Below are 20,412 nucleotides of genomic sequence, written 5' to 3'. Positions count from 1 at the left end.
TTTCAATCACGCTGAAAAGATGACAAAGTCATAAAACAAAAACCGTTTTATGACTTTGTAACAATCTGAACGCTCCAGCCACCACTGGAGCGTTTTTTACATGAATAAGTAAGCGAGTATCAATGTTAGTAAGATACCTGTTAAACCTCCGAAAAAAACCTCGATCGGCTGGTGTCCGAGAAGCTCCTTCAGCTTTTTTTGCTTTTCTTTTTCTTTGGCTTTCGGGAAGTCCTTTGCTTCATTCACGAAGCGGTTAAAATCAATGACAAGCTTATTGATGACTGTTGCCTGCTCACCGGCATGCCGTCTGACGCCAGTTGCGTCAAACATGGTAATGACGGCGAAAATAGCGGAAACTGCAAATAGAGAGGAGCTTAGTCCATGCTCCAAGGCTACGGCTGTAGAAAGCGCGGTAACCGCTGCGGAGTGGGAGCTCGGCATGCCGCCTGTGCTTGTTACCAGCGTCCAGTCCAGTTTTCTGGATGCGATAAACTGTATGGGCACTTTGATGACCTGAGCAAAAACAATCGCGGCCAGGCTTGATAATAAAGGGAAATTTGTTAAAAGTTCCATTGGCGACATCCTTTCTATTTGAAAAAATCCTTCGTGTTTCAAAAGAAAAAAACAAGTCTTAGACTGTTGTTTGATAAAATAAGTGTAATGGAAAGAATGTTTTTCCTATTATACCATTGTTCATAACAAATACCCATTACGTTAGGAGTGTAAGCATATGTTTTATGCGATTCAGCAATTAGAGCATACGGAAACCCTTGTGGTTGGACTTTTTCAAAAAAGCCAGCTGTCAGGCAAAGCGTTGGAAATGGATGAAATGCTGGAAGGCCATCTGACACAGCTTTTGAAAGATGGTGATGTCTCTTCGAAACCAAATCAAGTATTAAAAGTATTCCCTCCATCCTCTGCGGATATGAAACGAATTTATTTCGTTGGTCTGGGGAGAGAAGCCAATTATTCGTTTGAACAGGCGAAGGAATGTTTTGCCCATGTTTTTCAAGCGATTCATAAAGACCGGAAACAAGAAGCGGCTGTCCTGCTTGACACGTTTATTTCGGAAGACGTGCCTGCAGCCGATGCCGCTCATGCTTTAGCTGAGAGCTGCCTGCTTGCTTCCTATGAGGTGCAGGATTATAAGCACAAATCAAATGAGCCGGACAAACAAATTGAAGCCGTGTACGCTGTCACAGATGAAGACACACAAGAAGTGCAGGCGGGACTTCGCGTCGGCCAGGCATACGGGCAAGGGGCAAATTCGGCTAGAACGCTAGTGAATATGCCGGGAAACATGCTGACAGCGACTGACCTCGCTTCTTATGCAGAAGAGCTTGCGGCGAAATATGATTTTGAGTGTGAGATATTGGAGAAATCAGAGATGGAAGAGCTCGGTATGGGCGGAATACTTGCTGTAAACCAAGGCTCGGCCGAACCCCCGAAAATGCTTGTTTTGAAGTATCAGGGCAAAAAGGAATGGGAAGATGTCGTCGGACTTGTAGGAAAAGGGATTACCTTTGACACAGGCGGCTACTCCATTAAAACAAAATCTGGAATTGTCGGCATGAAATCTGATATGGGAGGAGCAGCTGCGGTTCTTGGCGCAATGGAAACGATCGGAGAGCTTCGTCCCGAGCAAAACGTGCTGGCTGTCATTCCTTCAACCGATAACATGATCTCAGGCGGAGCGATGAAGCCTGATGATGTGATCGTATCATTAAGCGGAAAAACAATTGAAATCCTCAATACGGATGCTGAAGGAAGGCTTGTGCTTGCAGATGGCATTACATACGCGAAACAGCATGGGGCGTCAGTTCTTGTTGATGTAGCTACGCTGACCGGCGGCGTTGTTGTGGCATTAGGGACAGAAACGACAGGAGCTATGACAAATGATCACAGCTTTTATCAGCAGGTAGCTGATGCTGCCGAAGAATGCGGCGAGGCGATCTGGCAGCTGCCGATAACAGAGAAGGATAAAAAACGTGTGAAAAGCAGCCAAATGGCGGATCTCAGCAATTCGCCGGGACGCGAAGGACATGCGATTATGGCAGGAACGTTTCTTGGTGAATTTGCCGAAGCAACGCCTTGGGTGCATCTTGATATTGCGGGCACGGCGACTTCAAATAAAGCAACCTGCTTCGGGCCGTCCGGGGCTACCGGCGTTATGGCCAGAACACTTGCCACACTGGCGGAGCGATTTACATTGGAAGAAGATAAAAGCGAATAATGATGGACCCCAGCTGCGGAATGCGGCGGGGATTTTTTCTTCCAAAATCTTTAGTTGACTAAAGTGTAGCGATTATGATACGATACGTTCGTACTTTATTTATCTACTACATTAGCAAACTAAAGGATTTTTTGGAGGGTTATCATGAATGCAGTCGTCATCGCAGTGCTGCTTATGCTTGTTTTAAGCCTGCTGCGTGTCAATATCGTTATCGCATTAATCATAGGGGCCCTGGCCGGCGGGTTAACAGGCGGGCTCGGGCTTGGAGAAACGGTTAAAGCTTTTACAGACGGGCTCGGAGGAAATGCCACCGTTGCAGTCAGCTACGCCATGCTTGGCGCGTTTGCTGCGGCATTAACGAAAACAGGTCTTCCGGACGCAATGGTGGAAGCTTCCGTTAAATTGATCGGAAATAAAGAAGACACCCGCAAAAAAGCACTGTCCAAAGTGCTGATTGTCCTGATAATTTTAATCATATCTTGTTTTTCGCAAAACGTGGTTCCGGTTCATATCGCATTTATCCCGGTCCTGATTCCGCCGCTGTTGAAAATCTTTAATGAACTTGAAATGGACCGCCGTCTAATTGCATGTGTGATTACATTCGGTTTAACGGCACCTTATATTTTAGTGCCGGTTGGTTTCGGCCAAATCTTCCAGGGCATGCTCAAGGATAATGCAGAAGCCGCCGGATTAAACGTATCTCTCGGTGATATTCCTTACGCTTTAATGATCCCGGTTGCGGGTATGGTTGTAGGTTTGATTATCTCAATCATCGTCTTCCGTAAACCAAAAGCATACGAAACAAAAGAAATATCTGGTACGAACGCTTCTCCATATACAAAAAAAAGCCTGGCCATCGCGGTTCTTGCCATCGCAGTGTCACTCGGCGTCCAGCTCTATTTATCTCAAACTTTGGGAGTAGAAGGGATGATTATGGGGGCGCTGGCAGGTCTGATCATTCTGTTTGTCAGCGGTGTGATGAAGCGTGATGAAGCGGACTCACTGATTACTGACGGAATGGTTTTAATGGCTTTTATCGGTTTTGTCATGCTCGTTGCAGCCGGGTTTTCAAATGTATTGACGAAAACCGGAGATGTAGAGTCACTGGTTAAAACAGCAGCTGGCATTATGGGGAACAGTCAGTTAGTGGGCGCATTGCTGATGCTTATTGTCGGTTTGTTTATTACTATGGGAATCGGTTCTTCTTTTGCGACGATTCCAGTTATCACAACGATCTTTGTGCCTCTTTGCATGCAGCTCGGCTTCAGCCCGATGGCAACGGTTGCGATTATCGGAACGGCTGCTGCGCTCGGTGATGCCGGTTCACCTGCCAGCGACAGTACACTTGGACCGACTTCAGGTTTGAGTGCGGACGGCCAGCATCATCACATTTGGGACACTTGTGTGCCGACATTTTTATTTTATAATATTCCGCTTATCATCTTTGGCTGGATTGCGGCGATTGTTTTATAGGAAAAAGGCTCCCCTTTACTGGGGAGCCTTTTCTCGTTATGATAAAAAAACCGTCCAAGAGAATGATTTTTTACGTGGACGATATGTGATTTCTATTAAAGCCGGTTGCTTTTTGAATAGAGCGGTAGATCGCAGGTGCGATAAACGCCAGCACCACAGCCAGCGCCGTGTCTTTGACCATAAACCAAGTCATAAAGCCCCAAGCCGTGCCGTAGCTCACTGGCGTATGAATCCACAGCTTCAGCGCAAGATACATATAGGTAGTCCCGATGATATACATGATGGCGGTTCCGATAAGAGAAGCCATCAAAAATCGGATGTTGCTCGGCTGCATTTTGCGTTCTAAAAACCATCCAGCTGCATACGCCGCTGGGATGTATGAGAGAATAAATCCGCCGCTTTTTCCGGCAAACGGTGCGAAGCCCGCTGAAAATTGAGCAAACACAGGCGCTCCGGCCAATCCGACAAGCGCATATACAATCATGGCAATCCCTGCTCGTTTGCTGCCGAGCAACAAACCCGCCAAAATACAGAAGAATGGCTGCATTGAAAGCGGAATGCCGGCTACTTGTAAAAAGGGTGCCACTGATGTAATGTTGGCGCCGACAGCCATAAGTGCGGTGAACATGCCGATCAGCGCCATATCTCCGGCACGAAGTTTTTGTTGTTTCATTGTTGTTCCCCCTTAGGTTGACATACACAATCATAGAGTAATAAAGAACGGATATATTGTCAACATAAATTGAAATAAGGTTAACAAAAAGGAGGACTCTATATGTATTTCGGAAAAACAAAACAGACTGAACAATCTGGGAGAGTGCCGCCAAATCAAAACGTCACAACCTCATTTCCTGTGCTTCATACTGGAAATGTCCCATATTACGAAGATATGGCCAAATGGAATCTGCAAGTATATGGATTGGTTGACCAGCCGATGCTGTTGAGTTTCGAAGATGTTAAGGCCTTTTCTCAGTACGAATCGAAAAATGACATTCACTGCGTCACTGGCTGGTCAAGGCTTGATAATGTGTGGCAAGGCGTGCGGGCTCGCGATATAGCGGAAAAAGCGGGTGTAAAAGAAGAAGCGGGCTACGTCATTTTACATGCGGAAGAGGGCTGGACGACCAATCTCCCGCTTGATGATTTCATGGCTGAAACCTCACTTCTGGCTTATGCGCATAATGGCGAGCCTTTAACGCCTGAACACGGCTTCCCGCTGCGGGGCGTATTTCCGCATCTGTATTTTTGGAAAAGCGCCAAGTGGCTGCGCGGCATCCAATTTACGAAAGAGAATCACCCTGGCTTTTGGGAGCAGAACGGCTATCACATGAGAGGCGATCCTTGGCAAAATCAAAGATTTACATGGGATTAAGGTTCTATTTTAGGTAGGACAATCTGCATCTCTATCTGGTTTTTATTTCCATTTAAATAGCCTTTAGGCACCTTATTTGATGAAGGTGCCTTTTTTAATTGGAAAAAAGTTGACTTTCTTTGGAAGAAAACCTATTATTTGAGTTGTCTAGTTGATAGTGAAAATCATTATCATATATTGTGATTTAGTTTAAGGAGAGGAATGTCGAACTGCATGAATGAGAAAACAACAGACAGAGTGAAAGGCGGGACGCAAAACGCTTTTACCATTCCTGGCACGGAAGTGCGTATGATATCTTCACGCAATGAAAACCGTGTCTACCAAATTTTCATTTCGAAACCGAGTACCCCGCCGCCGCCCGCTGGTTATCCGGTTATTTATCTGCTGGATGCCAATTCTGTCTTTGGAACGATGGCGGAAGCTGTTCGAATACAGGGGCGCCGTCCTGAAAAAACCGGAGTGATCCCTGCTGTGATCGTCGGCATTGGCTATGAGACAGCAGAACCGTTCTCCTCAGCGCGTCACCGGGATTTTACAATGCCGACGGCTCAATCGAAGCTGCCGGAAAGACCCGACGGCAAAGAATGGCCGGAGCATGGCGGGGCAGAGGGCTTTTTCAGATTTATTGAGGAGGATCTAAAACCGGAGATAGAACGAGATTGCCAGATTGACAGAAACAGACAAACGATCTTTGGCCACTCGCTTGGCGGTCTGTTCGTGCTGCAGGTGCTGTTAACAGCGCCGGATGCGTTTCAAACGTATGTCGCGGGAAGTCCGTCTATTCATTGGAATAAGCCATTTATTCTCGAGAAAACGAGCCATTTCGCCTCCCGCTTCAAGAAAAACAATCAGCCTATCAATATCCTGCTTGCTGCAGGTGAATTGGAGCAGCATCATAAAAGCCGGATAAACGATAATGCGAGGGAGCTTTACGAACGGCTGGCCGCTTTATCTGAACAAGGCATGCGGGCAGAATTTTGCGAGTTTTCAGGAGAAGGGCATATTTCGGTTCTTCCTATTTTGGTCAGCAGGGCGCTGCGTTTTGCGCTTCACCCTGACGGACCGCATATGTCAATGGGCTGAGATATTCTCAGCCTCGCTTATACATATAAAATATTCGTCATTGAAATTATATTTGACTGTCACATGACAATTGGATATGATTATTTTTATAATTGATAATGATAATCATTATCACTAATTGTGCTTTTCTTTTCAAGGCGCAGCAGTTTTTTCGCTGGATGTCCGTCCGGCATAAGCGAAGAAAGGAATTGATGACATGAATGCAAAGGGTATAGAGGGCAAAATTGCGTTGATAACAGGAGCTGCCCAAGGGATAGGTGAAGCTGTTGCTCGGACGCTTGCCAGTCAAGGCGCACACATTGCGGCAGTTGATTATCATCCTGAAAAGCTACAAAAGGTTGTGGACAGTCTCAAAGCAGATGGCTGCCATGCGGAAGCCTTTCCCGCGGATGTGAGAGACAGCGCGGCGATTGACGAGATCACGGCCCGCATCGAACGTGAAATGGGGCCGATCGATATTTTGGTGAATGTAGCGGGTGTCCTTCGCCCGGGGCTAATCCATACACTTAGTGATGAGGAATGGGAGGCCACGTTCTCAGTGAATTCGACCGGCGTGTTTAACGTCTCGCGTTCAGTCAGCAAATATATGATGGACCGGAGATCGGGTTCGATTGTAACGGTCGGATCGAATGCTGCGGGTGTGCCAAGAACATCTATGGCGGCATATGCCTCTTCAAAGGCTGCGGCTGTGATGTTTACGAAATGCCTTGGCCTTGAGCTTGCAGAATATCATATTCGCTGCAATATTGTGTCTCCCGGATCAACCGAAACAGACATGCAGTGGTTATTATGGGCCGATGAAAACGGAGCGGAGAAAGTCATAAAAGGATCACTTGAGACATTTAAGACGGGAATCCCGCTGAAAAAACTGGCTCAGCCTTCGGATATTGCGGATGCCGTGCTCTTTTTGGTTTCTGATCAGGCGGGGCATATTACGATGCATAATTTATGTGTAGATGGCGGCGCGACCTTAGGTGTGTAACTCATTTTAAAGGAGGTTCATGAGAATGTTGGAACAAAACGTTGTACCAGGAACAAAAGCGGAGCATTTGCTTCATGAGTATCAGCCGGGTGCTTTTTTCTTAGCTTCTCCCCATCGCGTGCTGTTAGCGAAAGGCATTAGTGAAATCGTACCGGAGGCAGAAGGGCAAAACCAAATAGAAACCCTTTCCGGCCGTATTGCAGAGACGCTGCGTCAAGCAAAGCAGTCGGGGCAAAGCCGTCCGCTTGTTGTCGGAGCCGTTCCTTTTGATTATATAAAAGCAGCTCGGCTTGTTGTTCCTGAAGAAGTGCGCTGGTCTAGACCACTTCAATTTGATTATGCGGAGAAGGAGCAGCAGCCTAAGCATACATACCACATAGAGCCTGTTCCTGCACCGGAAGGGTATAAAAATGGTGTCGAACAAGGACTGGCGCGAATTGCCGATGGGACACTCAGCAAGATTGTCCTGTCCAGATCGCTGCATTTGACATCGTCTGAACCGATTCAGACGGATGAACTGCTTAGACATCTGGCGCAGCATAATACGCATGGCTACACGTTTGCCGCGGACGTGTCCAGACAAGCGGAAGCGTCGTCGAGCCGAACTTTGCTCGGTGCAAGTCCGGAGCTTCTCGTTTCAAGAAGGGGAACTCAGGTCGTTTCCAATCCATTAGCCGGCTCAAGGCCTCGCAGTGATGATCCGGCTGAAGACCAGCGCCGGGCTGCCGAATTGCTTTCTTCCGCTAAGGATCTCCATGAGCATGCGGTTGTGGCTGACGCGGTTGCGGCAGCGCTCCGGCCTTTCTGCCGGACGCTGGATGTTCCGGAGAAACCTTCACTGATCAAAACGGAGACGATGTGGCATTTGTCCAGCGTGATTAAGGGAGAGCTGTCCGATCCGTCGGTGACCGCACTGGAATTGGCAGCGGCGCTCCACCCGACGCCGGCCGTCTGCGGAACACCGACTGATCTTGCAAGAGAAGCGATTCTCAGCATTGAACCGTTTGACCGCGGTTTCTTTACCGGCATGGTCGGCTGGTGTGATGACACGGGTGACGGAGAATGGATCGTTACGATTCGTTGCGCAGAGGCAGAAGAACGCTCACTTCGCCTGTATGCAGGAGCGGGTGTTGTTGCCGGATCAAAACCAGAGGACGAGCTTCAGGAGACATCCGCGAAGTTTCAGACAATGCTGCGGGCAATGGGCGTGAATCATATATGATCAGAATGAATTGCTGGAGGGATACAACATGCTGAATGGATTTATTCCTTGGCCTGATGAGGTAGCTGAGACATATCGGAAGAACGGCTGCTGGGCCGGCGAGACGTTTGGAGATATGTTAAGGGACAGGGCTGCCAAACATGGTGATCGCATCGCCATTACATGCGGAAACACCCATTGGAGCTATCAAGAGCTTGACACAAGGGTTGATCGTCTGGCTGCCGGATTTCAAAAGCTCGGCATTCAACAGATGGATCGTGTCGTAGTGCAGCTCCCGAATATCGCAGAGTTTTTTGAGGTCATTTTCGCGCTCTTCCGTTTGGGGGCGCTCCCAGTCTTTGCACTGCCTTCTCATCGAAGCAGTGAAATTACATATTTTTGCGAGTTTGCTGAAGCGGCTGCTTACATCATTCCAGACTCTTATTCCGGTTTTGACTACCGTTCACTTGCCAGACAGGTTCAAAGCAAGCTGCCGTCTTTGAAACACGTCATTGTCGCAGGTGAAGCAGGGGAATTTTTGCCGCTGGAGGATTTGCATACAGAACCTGTTAAACGGCCTGAAGTCAGCTCTTCGGATGTGGCGTTCCTTCAGCTTTCTGGAGGAAGCACCGGCTTATCAAAACTGATCCCGCGGACTCACGATGACTACATATACAGTCTGCGGCGGAGTGCAGAGGTCTGCTGGCTCGATCACAGTACGGTGTACTTGGCAGCATTGCCGATGGCGCACAATTACCCGCTGAGCTCTCCCGGGGTTCTCGGCGTGTTGTATGCCGGAGGAAGAGTGGTATTATCTCCTTCTCCAAGTCCTGATGACGCGTTTCCTTTGATTGAACGGGAACAAGTCACGATTACCGCTCTTGTTCCGCCCCTTGCAATGGTATGGATGGATGCGGCATCTTCACGCGATGACGATTTATCCAGCCTTCAAGTGCTACAGGTCGGCGGCGCCAAGTTCAGTGCTGAAGCTGCGCGCAAGGTTAAAGCTGTTTTCGGCTGCACGCTGCAGCAGGTGTTCGGAATGGCAGAGGGTCTCGTCAATTATACGAGACTGGATGACCCTGAGGAAGTCATTGTCACCACCCAGGGAAAACCGATGTCTCCATATGACGAAGTGCGTGTTTGGGATGATCAGGATCGTGACGTGATACATGGTGAAACAGGGCATCTGCTGACGCGGGGGCCGTATACGATTCGGGGTTACTATAAGGCAGAAGAGCATAATGCCGCTTCTTTTACTGAGGACGGTTTTTACCGCACGGGTGATATCGTCAGGCTGACAGCAGACGGCTATATTGTCGTTGAAGGCAGAGCGAAGGATCAAATTAACCGCGGGGGAGAAAAAGTGGCGGCTGAAGAAGTTGAAAATCATCTTCTGGCACATCCGGCTGTCCATGATGCCGCAATGGTCTCAATGCCTGACCAATTCCTTGGCGAAAGATCTTGTGTGTTCATTATTCCCCGGGATGAAGGGCTGAAAGCCGCAGAGCTTAAAGCTTTTTTGAGAGAGCGCGGACTGGCTGCATACAAAATTCCCGACCGCATTGAATTTGTCGAATCCTTCCCGCAGACAGGGGTAGGAAAAGTCAGCAAAAAAGCGCTTCGTGAAGCCATTGCCGAGAAGCTTCTTGCAGGATCAAAAAAATAAAACAAACAACAAGTTGAGAGGAAGTGTTCAAATGGCTATACCTGCCATTCAGCCGTATCAAATGCCGACAGCGTCTGATATGCCGCAAAACAAAGTTTCATGGGTGCCTGATCCAAATCGGGCAGTTCTGTTAATACACGATATGCAAAACTATTTTGTCGATGCTTTCACAGCGGGAGTGTCTCCGGTAACAGAGCTTTCAGCGAATATACGCAAGCTGAAGGACCAATGTGCCCAGCTGGGGATTCCTGTTGTCTATACCGCGCAGCCGGGAAGCCAAAATCCGGCTGATCGGGCGCTGCTGACAGACTTTTGGGGTCCGGGATTAAACAGCGGCCCTTATGAGGAGAAAATTGTAAACGAGCTGTCACCGGATGATGATGATATCGTGCTGACAAAATGGAGATACAGCGCGTTTAAGAGAACGAATCTGCTTGAGATTATGCGAAAAGAGGGGCGCGATCAGCTGATCATTTCCGGGATTTACGCCCATATTGGCTGTCTCGTTACAGCATGTGAAGCATTTATGGAGGATATCGAAGCATTTTTTGTGGGAGATGCAGTTGCTGATTTTTCATTAGAAAAACATCAAATGGCGCTGGACTATGCGGCTGGGCGCTGCGCGTTTACTGTGATGGCCGACAGTCTTCTCGACCAGCTGAAGAATGCGCCTGAACCTGCTCAGAAAACGTCAGTGACAACTGGCAAAGCAGTGTTTACATGTGAGAATATCCGTAAACAAATCGCTGAGCTTCTTCAAGAAACACCTGAAGATATTGCAGATCAAGAGGATTTGCTCGACCGTGGGCTTGATTCGGTAAGGATCATGACATTAGTAGAACAATGGCGCCGCGAAGGAGTCGAGGTGACATTCGTGGAACTGGCTGAGCGCCCGACGATCGAAGAATGGCAAAAATTGCTCACAACCCGCAGCCAGCAAGTGCTGCCAAACGCGGATTATTTATAAAGGGAGGGTAAACAAACGGATGCCTGATACAAAAGACCTTCAGTATTCTTTGACCGGAGCGCAAACCGGCATATGGTTTGCTCAGCAGCTTGATCCGGACAATCCAATCTACAATACAGCGGAATATATAGAAATCAATGGACCAATCAATATTGCTCTTTTTGAAGAAGCTTTGCGGCACGTGATAAAGGAAGCGGAATCGCTGCATGTCCGCTTCGGTGAAAAGATGGACGGGCCTTGGCAGAAGATAAACCCGTCTCCGGATGTACAGCTGCACATCATTGACGTCAGCTCTAAGCCTGATCCGGTAAAAACAGCATTAAACTGGATGAAGACAGATTTGGCAAAGCCGATCGATTTAGGATATGACCCTTTGTTCAATGAAGCTCTGTTTATAGCCGGGCCTGATCGTTTCTTTTGGTATCAGCGCATTCACCATATTGCGATCGACGGCTTCGGCTTTTCCCTGATTGCCCAGCGCGTGGCAAGTACGTATGCCGCGCTTATGAAAGGACAATCAACTGATGGCCGTTCCTTTGGGGCTCTCCAGGCCATATTGGAGGAGGATGCAGATTATCGCGCATCAGAGCAGTATGAGAAGGATCGTCAATTCTGGCTGGATCGTTTTGCTGATGGCCCTGAAGTTGTGAGTTTGGCTGATCGGGCCCCAAGAACATCTAACAGCTTTCTTCGTCATACGGCGTATTTGCCTCTATCTGATGTAAACGCGTTAAAAGAAGCGGCGCGCTATTTCTCAGGAAGCTGGCATGAAGTCGTGGTTGCGGTGTCGGCTGTTTATGTGCACCGTATGACCGGCTCTGAGGATATTGTGCTTGGTCTGCCCATGATGGGACGGATAGGGTCCGCATCACTGAATGTGCCGGCTATGGTGATGAATCTTCTCCCGCTCCGGCTGTCTGTCAGCTCTTCGATGAGCTTTTCAGAGCTTATTCAGCAAATTTCCCGGGAAATCCGCAGTATCCGGCGACATCATAAGTATCGCCATGAAGAGCTTCGGCGCGATCTGAAATTGATAGGAGAAAACCATAGATTATTTGGCCCGCAAATCAACCTCATGCCATTTGATTACGGTCTTGACTTTGCCGGGGCCCGAGGAACAACGCATAACCTTTCAGCCGGTCCTGTTGATGATCTATCAATCAATGTCTATGACAGAACGGACGGCAGCGGGTTGCGGATAGATGTTGATGCGAATCCAGAGGTGTACAGCGAGTTTGATATTCAACTCCATCAGCAGCGTATCCTGCAGCTGCTGCAAACGGCTTCAGCCGGGGAGGATATGCTGATTGGGCAAATGGAGCTTCTATTACCAGAGGAGAAAAAGCAAGTCATTCGTGAATGGAATGAGACAGGAAAATCCGAGAAGCTGTTCAGCCTCCAGGACATGTTCGAGAAGCAGGCAATCCTTACGCCAAAGCGTATCGCTCTCCTATGTGATGACGTTCAAGTAAACTATCAAGAACTGAATGAGGAGGCAAACCGCCTCGCGCACCTTTTAATTGAAAAAGGTCTTGGTCCGGAGCAATTTGTCGCTTTGGCGCTGCCGCGTTCTCCGGAGATGGTGGTTTCGATGCTTGCTGTACTAAAAACTGGTGAGGCGTATCTTCCGCTTGATCCGGAGTTTCCGGCCGACCGAATTTCTTACATGCTCGAGGATGCGAAACCTTCATGCATCATAACGACTGAGGAAATAGCGGCCCGTCTCCCTGATGACATGGCAGTACCGCAGCTTGTGCTTGATCAGGCTGTTACACAGGAGGCTGTTAAACGCTATTCGCCTGACAATCCGAATATATCGGTTCCTCTTGCCCATCCTGCGTATATCATCTATACCTCAGGATCAACAGGAAGGCCGAAGGGTGTCGTTGTTACGCTGAAAAGCTTAAGCAATTTTCTGCTGTCCATGCAAGGTGCTTTTTCTCTGGGAGAAGAAGACAGACTGTTGGCTGTGACAACTGTCGCTTTTGATATTTCGGCATTGGAGTTATTTCTTCCGCTTATCAGCGGGGCGCAAATCGTGATCGCGAAGAAAGAAACGATCCGTGAGCCGCAGGCATTAGCTCAGATGATTGAATATTTTGATATCAATATCATGCAGGCGACACCGACACTATGGCATGCTTTAGTGACGAATGAACCAGAGAAACTTGGGGGGCTCAGAGTGCTTGTCGGAGGCGAAGCGCTGCCGAGCGGTCTTTTGCAGGCGCTTCAAGAGCTTCAGTGTCCAGTCACGAACTTATACGGCCCTACTGAAACAACAATTTGGTCTGCCGCAGCTTTTCTTGAAAAAGGGGTGAAGGGCGTTCCGCCGATTGGCAAACCGATTTGGAATACGCAGGTGTATGTGCTGGATAACGGCTTGCAGCCGGTGCCGCCGGGCGTTGTCGGAGAGCTTTATATTGCAGGAGACGGCTTGGCTAGAGGTTATTTCCGCCGGCCTGATTTAACGGCCGAACGTTTTGTCGCAGATCCATACGGACCGCCGGGGACTCGGATGTATCGAACCGGAGATCAGGCCCGCTGGCGAGCTGATGGGTCTTTGGATTATATCGGACGGGCTGATCATCAAATCAAAATTCGCGGATTCCGAATTGAACTTGGAGAAATTGATGCCGTGCTTGCCAAGCATCCGGACATCGAACAGGCCGCGGTTGTTGTTCGGGAAGATCAGCCGGGAGACAAACGGTTAGTCGCATATGTAGTCGCTGCTTCAGCTATTGACATTGCCGAGCTTCGCCGTTATGTGGGTGCCAGTCTTCCTGATTATATGGTGCCGGCGGCGTTTGTGGAGATGGACGAACTGCCATTAACACCGAATGGCAAGCTCGATCGAAAAGCACTGCCAGCCCCTGATTTTAGCACATCTGTCAGCGATCGGGGACCGCGGACCCCTCAGGAAGAGATATTGTGTGACTTGTTTGCCGAGGTTCTTGGTTTGGCCCGTGTCGGCATTGATGACAATTTCTTTGAGATGGGCGGCCATTCTCTTCTTGCGGCCCGTTTGATGAGCCGTATTCGCGAGGTAATGGGGACCGAAATCGGTATCGCAAAGCTCTTTGACGAACCGACAGTCGCCGGACTTGCTGTACATCTCGATCAGGCGCAGAGTGCACGGCCCGCATTGCAGAGAGCCGAACGGCCTGATAATATCCCACTTTCTTTTGCTCAGAGACGGCTATGGTTCCTCCATTGTCTGGAAGGACCGAGCCCTACTTATAATATTCCGGTTGCTGTCCGTCTGTCGGGTGAGCTGGACCAAGAAGTGCTGAAAGCGGCACTATATGATCTCGTCTGCCGCCATGAAAGCCTTCGGACGATTTTCCCAGAATCACAAGGGACATCCTATCAGCATATTTTGGAGGCTGATCAAGCACGGCCTGATTTACATGTTACTGAAATTGCTGAGAAGGAGCTTTCTGAGCGGCTTGCTGAAGCTGTGCGCTACAGTTTTGATCTTGCAGCTGAACCTGCTTTTCGTGCAGAGCTTTTTGTCATCGGTCCTGACGAGTACGTGCTGCTTCTCCTCGTACATCATATTGTCGGGGACGGCTGGTCCTTAACGCCGCTAACCCGCGATCTTGGGGCGGCTTATGCGGCTCGCTGTCACGGAAGAGATCCCGAATGGGCGCCCCTTGCTGTGCAGTATGCAGACTATGCGCTTTGGCAGCAAGAACTGCTTGGAAGCGGGGATGATCCAAATAGTTTGATTGCCGGACAGCTTGATTTCTGGAAAGAAACCCTGAAAAATTTGCCTGATCAGCTTGAACTGCCAACCGATTATTCACGTCCGGTTGAGCCGAGTCATGATGGGGATACGATTCATTTTCGCATTGAGCCTGAGCTTCACAAGCGATTGCAGGAGCTGGCTCGTACAAATAGGGTGAGCCTGTTTATGGTGCTTCAATCCGGCCTGGCCGCTTTATTGACAAGGCTCGGGGCGGGCACTGATATCCCGATCGGCAGTCCGATCGCGGGGCGGAATGATGATGCGCTGGGCGATCTTGTGGGGCTGTTTATCAATACATTGGTGCTCAGAACTGATACGTCCGGTGACCCCAGCTTCCGTCAGCTTCTTGACAGAGTGCGGGAAGTGAATCTGGCAGCTTATGAAAATCAGGACCTGCCGTTTGAGAGACTTGTAGAGGTGCTCAATCCGGCTCGTTCGCGGGCGACGCATCCTTTATTCCAAATTATGCTTGCGTTCCAAAACACACCAGACGCTGAACTGCATCTTCCTGACATGGAAAGCAGCCTGCGAATCAACAGTGTCGGTTCTGCCAAGTTTGATGTGACGCTGGAAATCAGTGAAAACCGGCTTGCTGACGGGACACCAAACGGATTGGAGGGACTGCTCGAGTACAGCACTGATCTTTTCAAGCGGGAAACTGCTCAGGCTCTTGCTGACCGTCTGATGCGCCTGCTGGAGGCTGCCGAGTCTGATCCGGACCAGCAAATCGGAAATCTGGACATTCTTGCACCGGAGGAGCGCAGCAGCATGGTGACAGATTGGCGAAGTGTTTCTGAAAAGATTCCGCACGCAAGTTTGCCGGAACAGTTTGAGAAACAGGCAGCTTTAAGTCCAGATGCCATTGCCGTTGTTTATGAAGATCAGGCGCTGAGCTATGCAGAGCTGAATGAACGAGCAAATCGGCTTGCCCGAATGCTGATCAGCAAAGGCGTCGGACCGGAGCAATTTGTGGCATTAGCAATGCCCCGATCACTGGAGATGGCTGTCGGGCTATTAGCGGTGCTAAAAGCCGGCGCGGCTTATCTGCCTCTCGATCCGGACTATCCGGCTGACCGAATCGCATTTATGCTGAAAGATGCACAGCCCGCGTTTATTATGACGAACACAAAAGCTGCGGAGCATATTCCATCAGCGGAAAACGTGCCGAAAATCGTGTTGGATGATCCGGTACTGGAAGAGAAACTAAACACATACTCTGCTGAGAATCCGAATAATACGGATCGGATTCAGCCGCTTTCTCCTTTGAATACGGCGTATGTCATTTATACATCCGGTTCAACGGGAGTTCCAAAAGGTGTGATGATTCCTCATCAAAACGTAACGCGTTTATTTGTAGCGACCGACCACTGGTTCCATTTCAGCTCGGACGATATCTGGACCATGTTCCATTCCTATGCGTTTGACTTTTCGGTGTGGGAGATTTGGGGTCCTTTGCTGCACGGCGGACGTCTTGTGATCGTGCCCCATCATGTCAGCAGATCGCCGGAAGCGTTTCTGCGCCTGCTTGTCAAAGAAGGTGTGACCGTTTTGAATCAGACACCGTCTGCTTTCTATCAGTTGATGCAGGCGGAACGGGAGCAGGCGGATTTCGGACAGGCGCTCAGTCTGCGCTATGTCATTTTTGGCGGAGAAGCGCTTGAACTCAGCCGTTTAGAGGATTGGTATAATCGCCACCCTGAAAATAGACCGAAGCTGATCAATATGTATGGGATTACCGAAACGACTGTGCATGTGAGCTATATCGAATTAGACCGAAGCATTGCAGCTTTACGGGCAAACAGTTTGATCGGCTGCGGGATTCCCGATCTTGGCGTATATGTGCTGGACGAGCGCTTGCAGCCGGTTCCGCCGGGTGTTGCCGGAGAGCTGTATGTATCAGGAGCGGGATTAGCACGAGGCTATCTGGGACGGCCTGGTTTAACAGCGGAACGCTTCATAGCTGATCCATTCGGTCCTCCGGGCACTCGGATGTATCGCACTGGGGATGTGGCCCGCCTCCGCGCTGACGGTTCTCTCGACTATGTCGGCCGTGCCGATCACCAAGTGAAAATTCGAGGCTTCCGGATTGAACTGGGAGAAATTGAAGCCGCGCTAGTTCAGCATTCACAGCTTGAAGATGCGGCAGTGATCGTTCGTGAGGATCAGCCGGGAGATAAACGTTTGGCAGCTTATGTTATCGCTTCGAAAGAAACGTTTGATACAGCTGAACTGCGCAAATATGCTGCTGATAGACTGCCGGATTACATGGTGCCTTCCGCCTTTGTGACGATGAAAGAATTGCCGCTGACACCGAACGGAAAGCTTGACCGTAAAGCGCTGCCCGCTCCGGATTTCGCAGCGACGGTGACAGGACGCGGACCGAGAACACCGCAGGAAGAAATCCTCTGTGACCTGTTTATGGAAGTGCTTCACTTGCCGCGTGTCGGTATTGATGACCGTTTCTTCGATTTAGGCGGACATTCCTTGCTTGCTGTTCAGCTGATGAGCCGCATTCGTGAAGCGCTCGGTGTTGAACTCAGCATTGGCAACCTATTTGAAGCACCGACTGTGGCCGGGCTTGCTGAAAGACTTGAGATGGGTACAAGTCAAAGCGCACTCGATGTTCTGCTGCCGCTCCGAACAAGCGGAGACAAGCTTCCTTTATTCTGTGTACATCCGGCAGGCGGACTCAGCTGGTGCTATGCTGGTTTGATGACCAATGTAGGAACAGATTATCCGATCTACGGCTTGCAGGCACGCGGAATCGGGGAGCGGGAAGAGCTTCCGAAATCGCTTGATGACATGGCTGCCGATTATATTGAACAAATCCGAACGGTCCAGCCGAAAGGCCCGTATCATCTGCTGGGTTGGTCTCTTGGCGGGAATGTTGTTCAAGCTATGGCCACCCAGCTGCAAAATCATGGAGAAGAAGTATCTCTACTAGTGATGCTGGACGCCTATCCGAACCACTTCCTTCCCATAAAAGAGGCGCCGGATGATGAGGAAGCGCTTATTGCCCTTCTGGCGTTAGGCGGGTACGATCCAGACAGCTTAGGGGACAAACCGCTTGATTTTGAAACGGCGATTGAGATTCTTCGCCGTGACGGCAGCGCGCTTGCGAGTCTGGATGAATCGGTCATATTAAATCTGAAGAATACGTATGTCAATTCTGTCGGCATTTTAGGCTCATATAAGCCGAAAACCTTCCGTGGAAATGTCTTGTTTTTCAGATCAACAATCATACCTGAATGGTTTGATCCGATTGAACCGGATTCGTGGAAGCCTTATATTAACGGACACATTGAACAAATCGACATCGACTGCCGCCATAAAGATCTTTGTCAGCCGGCACCGCTCGCTCAAATCGGCAAGGTTCTCGCTGGCAAACTGGAAGAGATGAATAAATAAGGGGGGGAAGAAAGAGATGGCAAATCCTTTTGAAAATGCGGATGGCACATATTTGGTGCTGATCAATGAAGAGGGCCAATATTCCCTATGGCCCGGATTTATAGATGTGCCGAGCGGCTGGACAGTCGTTCATGAGCAAAAAGGACGTGAAGCTTGTCTGGACTATATCCAATCGCATTGGAGTGATATGAGGCCAAACAGCTTAAAGCCTGTTGGAAATGTGTAATAGCATACAAAAGAGACTGCTTGCTGCAGTCTCTTTTTCTATCTTACGCAGACGTTTGGGTATGATCACAATCTCTGACCGGGTTTCCGTTTTCATCCGTACACCAAGATTGGGATAAAAACGCTAAAAACACAGCGGCCCACTGATCGGCAAATTGTATCAGAATGCCTCCGTCATGCCAAGAGCCGTTGTCTTTTTTCCAGCGGCTATCCATTGCATTCCCTTGATTCATATGGATATTGTGCATGCCGTTGGTCGGAGTAAAGCCGAATATTTTATCCGCAGCCTGTTCCGGCCCAAATTTTGAACCGAATATATAAACCGGCGCTTTCTCTTCTTGCGCTTTCTTCATATACGTTTCAATAAAATCATTTAAATCATTATCAGGCCCCGTGATTTCATGAGGCAAAGGCTTCATTCCCCGCGGATCAAACAAATTGCCCCGCACATAATCGAGCGCCACTTCACGGTTTGCCTCATTGATCTTTGTATATCCATACGGCATGTTCGGAAGGGTGGTGATCGAGCTTGAATCAAACTGATCGTCAGCCACATACAATACTTCAGATTCCTCAGAGCTGGACATCACATTGATGGCGCACCTGTAATACGTATTCTCTTCACCGAGCACTTTGACTTGGAAATGAGGACTGTCATCATCTGTTTCCCGCTTCATGTCTAAGACAATGCCTTTTAAAACGCCATATTGCTGAACAGCCATATGAATCCTCCTTTATGATCAAGTTCATCGTTTTAGTTCGTGAAATGGTTCCTCTTTTCCTTTTAAAAGATGAAAAAAGCCAGCAGAAAATCTTTCTGCAAGCTTAATGTGAATTAAGCACCCGCTACAGATGACTCATCCTGTAAAGCTTTTTCGGCAGGCACATACTCGTATCCTAAATCCTTTGCCACAGCCTCATAGGTCACGTGTCCGTTTGCTGTGTTTAAACCAGCTCTCAGTGCCGCATTGTCTGCGAGCGCTTTTGCTGCTCCTTTGTTCGCGATTTGCAGCGCGTATGGAACAGTAACGTTCGTCAGCGCGATTGTTGATGTTCGAGGGACAGCGCCCGGCATGTTCGCCACAGCGTAGTGGACAACGCCGTGTTTTTCATATGTCGGCTGATCATGCGTGGTAATATGGTCGACAGTTTCGACGATGCCGCCTTGGTCGATCGCAACATCGACAATCACTGAACCAGGTTTCATTTGTTTTACCATTTCCTCGGTGACAAGAGTCGGAGCTTTAGCCCCCGGAATTAAGACCGCGCAAATGAGAAGATCCGCTTCTGCCACAGCATCTGCAATATTGACCGGATTAGACATTAACGTTTTAATCTGATGGCCGAAAATGTCATCAAGCTGGCGCAGGCGGTCTGCGTTTAAGTCGATGATGGTCACGTCTGCACCAAGGCCGACAGCCATTTTCGCCGCGTTTGTGCCGACAGCGCCTCCTCCGATAATCGTTACTTTTCCGCGGGAAACACCTGGCACTCCAGCAAGTAAAATGCCTTTTCCGCCCTTAGGTTTCTCTAAGAATTGAGCTCCGATTTGCGCTGCCATTCTGCCTGCAACCTCTGACATTGGCGTCAGAAGCGGTAATGTCCGGCCGTCACTAACTGTTTCATATGCGATCGCCGTAACGCCTTTATCTTTCAAGGCTTGCGCAAGCTTAGGCTCGGCGGCTAAATGAAGGTACGTAAACAGCACAAGTCCTTTGCGGAAGTAGACATATTCTTCCGGCAGCGGTTCTTTTACCTTCATGACCATTTCGGCGTCCCACACCTGTTTCGGCTCGGCAATGATTTCCGCTCCTGCTGATTCATAGGCTTCATTTTCAAATCCGCTTCCAAGGCCCGCGCCTGTTTCAACCAGCACCCGGTGGCCGTTTGAAATAAGCTGGGAAACGCCTCCAGGTGTTAGTGCGACACGGTTTTCATTGTTTTTTATCTCTTTAGGAACCCCTATGATCATATCTGTCTCCTCCTGTATACGTGATGTTTTTAGTGTAGAATGATTCTTTAGAAAATTCTTTGTTTGAATAAGAAAATAA

General features: G+C 49.0%; 14 protein-coding genes. 10 read left to right on the top strand and 4 right to left on the bottom strand.

The genetic code is table 11. From position 1 onward, the window contains the following. Positions 1–96: 96 nt before the first annotated feature. Positions 97–573, bottom strand: coding sequence for a divergent PAP2 family protein (locus ACY3LV_RS09265; protein ID WP_087993305.1), 477 nt, complete (start codon positions 571–573; stop codon positions 97–99). A gap of 157 nt (positions 574–730) precedes the next feature. On the opposite strand from ACY3LV_RS09265, the gene ACY3LV_RS09260 reads away from it, so the two are divergent. Next, positions 731–2,233, top strand: coding sequence for a leucyl aminopeptidase (locus ACY3LV_RS09260; protein WP_464863669.1), 1,503 nt, complete (start codon positions 731–733; stop codon positions 2,231–2,233). Positions 2,234–2,377: 144 nt separating this feature from the next. After that, positions 2,378–3,706, top strand: a complete 1,329-nt coding sequence (locus tag ACY3LV_RS09255; protein WP_148963991.1) for a Na+/H+ antiporter family protein — start codon at positions 2,378–2,380, stop codon at positions 3,704–3,706. Between the two features lie 70 nt (positions 3,707–3,776). On the opposite strand, the gene ACY3LV_RS09250 is transcribed toward ACY3LV_RS09255, so the two are convergent. Then, positions 3,777–4,379, bottom strand: coding sequence for a biotin transporter BioY (locus tag ACY3LV_RS09250; protein WP_464863668.1), 603 nt, complete (start codon positions 4,377–4,379; stop codon positions 3,777–3,779). Between the two features lie 102 nt (positions 4,380–4,481). On the opposite strand from ACY3LV_RS09250, the gene ACY3LV_RS09245 reads away from it, so the two are divergent. The 8 genes from ACY3LV_RS09245 to ACY3LV_RS09210 all read left to right on the top strand — a co-directional run bounded on the left by ACY3LV_RS09245 (position 4,482) and on the right by ACY3LV_RS09210 (position 18,362). Continuing rightward, complete coding sequence (locus ACY3LV_RS09245; protein ID WP_464863667.1) at positions 4,482–5,078, top strand: sulfite oxidase-like oxidoreductase; 597 nt, start codon at positions 4,482–4,484, stop codon at positions 5,076–5,078. A 213-nt stretch (positions 5,079–5,291) separates the two neighbouring features. After that, a complete protein-coding gene (gene besA, locus ACY3LV_RS09240; protein ID WP_464863727.1) occupies positions 5,292–6,161 on the top strand; it encodes a ferri-bacillibactin esterase BesA in 870 nt (289 codons plus the stop codon). A gap of 196 nt (positions 6,162–6,357) precedes the next feature. Then, on the top strand, positions 6,358–7,143 hold the full coding sequence (locus ACY3LV_RS09235) for a 2,3-dihydro-2,3-dihydroxybenzoate dehydrogenase (RefSeq protein ID WP_464863666.1): 786 nt from the start codon (positions 6,358–6,360) through the stop codon (positions 7,141–7,143). 25 nt (positions 7,144–7,168) lie between these two features. Continuing rightward, entirely contained in the window at positions 7,169–8,365 is a 1,197-nt protein-coding gene (gene dhbC / locus ACY3LV_RS09230; protein ID WP_464863665.1) for an isochorismate synthase DhbC, read from the top strand. Between the two features lie 28 nt (positions 8,366–8,393). Beyond that, positions 8,394–10,013, top strand: a complete 1,620-nt coding sequence (locus ACY3LV_RS09225; RefSeq protein ID WP_148963985.1) for a (2,3-dihydroxybenzoyl)adenylate synthase — start codon at positions 8,394–8,396, stop codon at positions 10,011–10,013. A gap of 31 nt (positions 10,014–10,044) precedes the next feature. Continuing rightward, a complete protein-coding gene (locus ACY3LV_RS09220; protein WP_148963984.1) occupies positions 10,045–10,980 on the top strand; it encodes an isochorismatase in 936 nt (311 codons plus the stop codon). 19 nt (positions 10,981–10,999) lie between these two features. Further along, on the top strand, positions 11,000–18,136 hold the full coding sequence (locus ACY3LV_RS09215) for an amino acid adenylation domain-containing protein (protein ID WP_464863664.1): 7,137 nt from the start codon (positions 11,000–11,002) through the stop codon (positions 18,134–18,136). 16 nt (positions 18,137–18,152) lie between these two features. Further along, complete coding sequence (locus tag ACY3LV_RS09210) at positions 18,153–18,362, top strand: MbtH family protein (RefSeq protein WP_148963982.1); 210 nt, start codon at positions 18,153–18,155, stop codon at positions 18,360–18,362. A 43-nt stretch (positions 18,363–18,405) separates the two neighbouring features. Here the strand turns inward: ACY3LV_RS09210 and ACY3LV_RS09205 are convergent, their stop codons facing one another. Together ACY3LV_RS09205 and ald are read right to left on the bottom strand one after the other, a co-directional pair. After that, complete coding sequence (locus ACY3LV_RS09205; protein WP_464863663.1) at positions 18,406–19,083, bottom strand: DUF2278 family protein; 678 nt, start codon at positions 19,081–19,083, stop codon at positions 18,406–18,408. Between the two features lie 113 nt (positions 19,084–19,196). Then, a complete protein-coding gene (gene ald, locus ACY3LV_RS09200; protein ID WP_333518521.1) occupies positions 19,197–20,333 on the bottom strand; it encodes an alanine dehydrogenase in 1,137 nt (378 codons plus the stop codon). Positions 20,334–20,412 lie beyond the last annotated feature (79 nt).

The organism is Bacillus sp. 11C (assembly GCF_055486375.1).
This window is presented reverse-complemented; position numbering and strand designations above follow the sequence as displayed.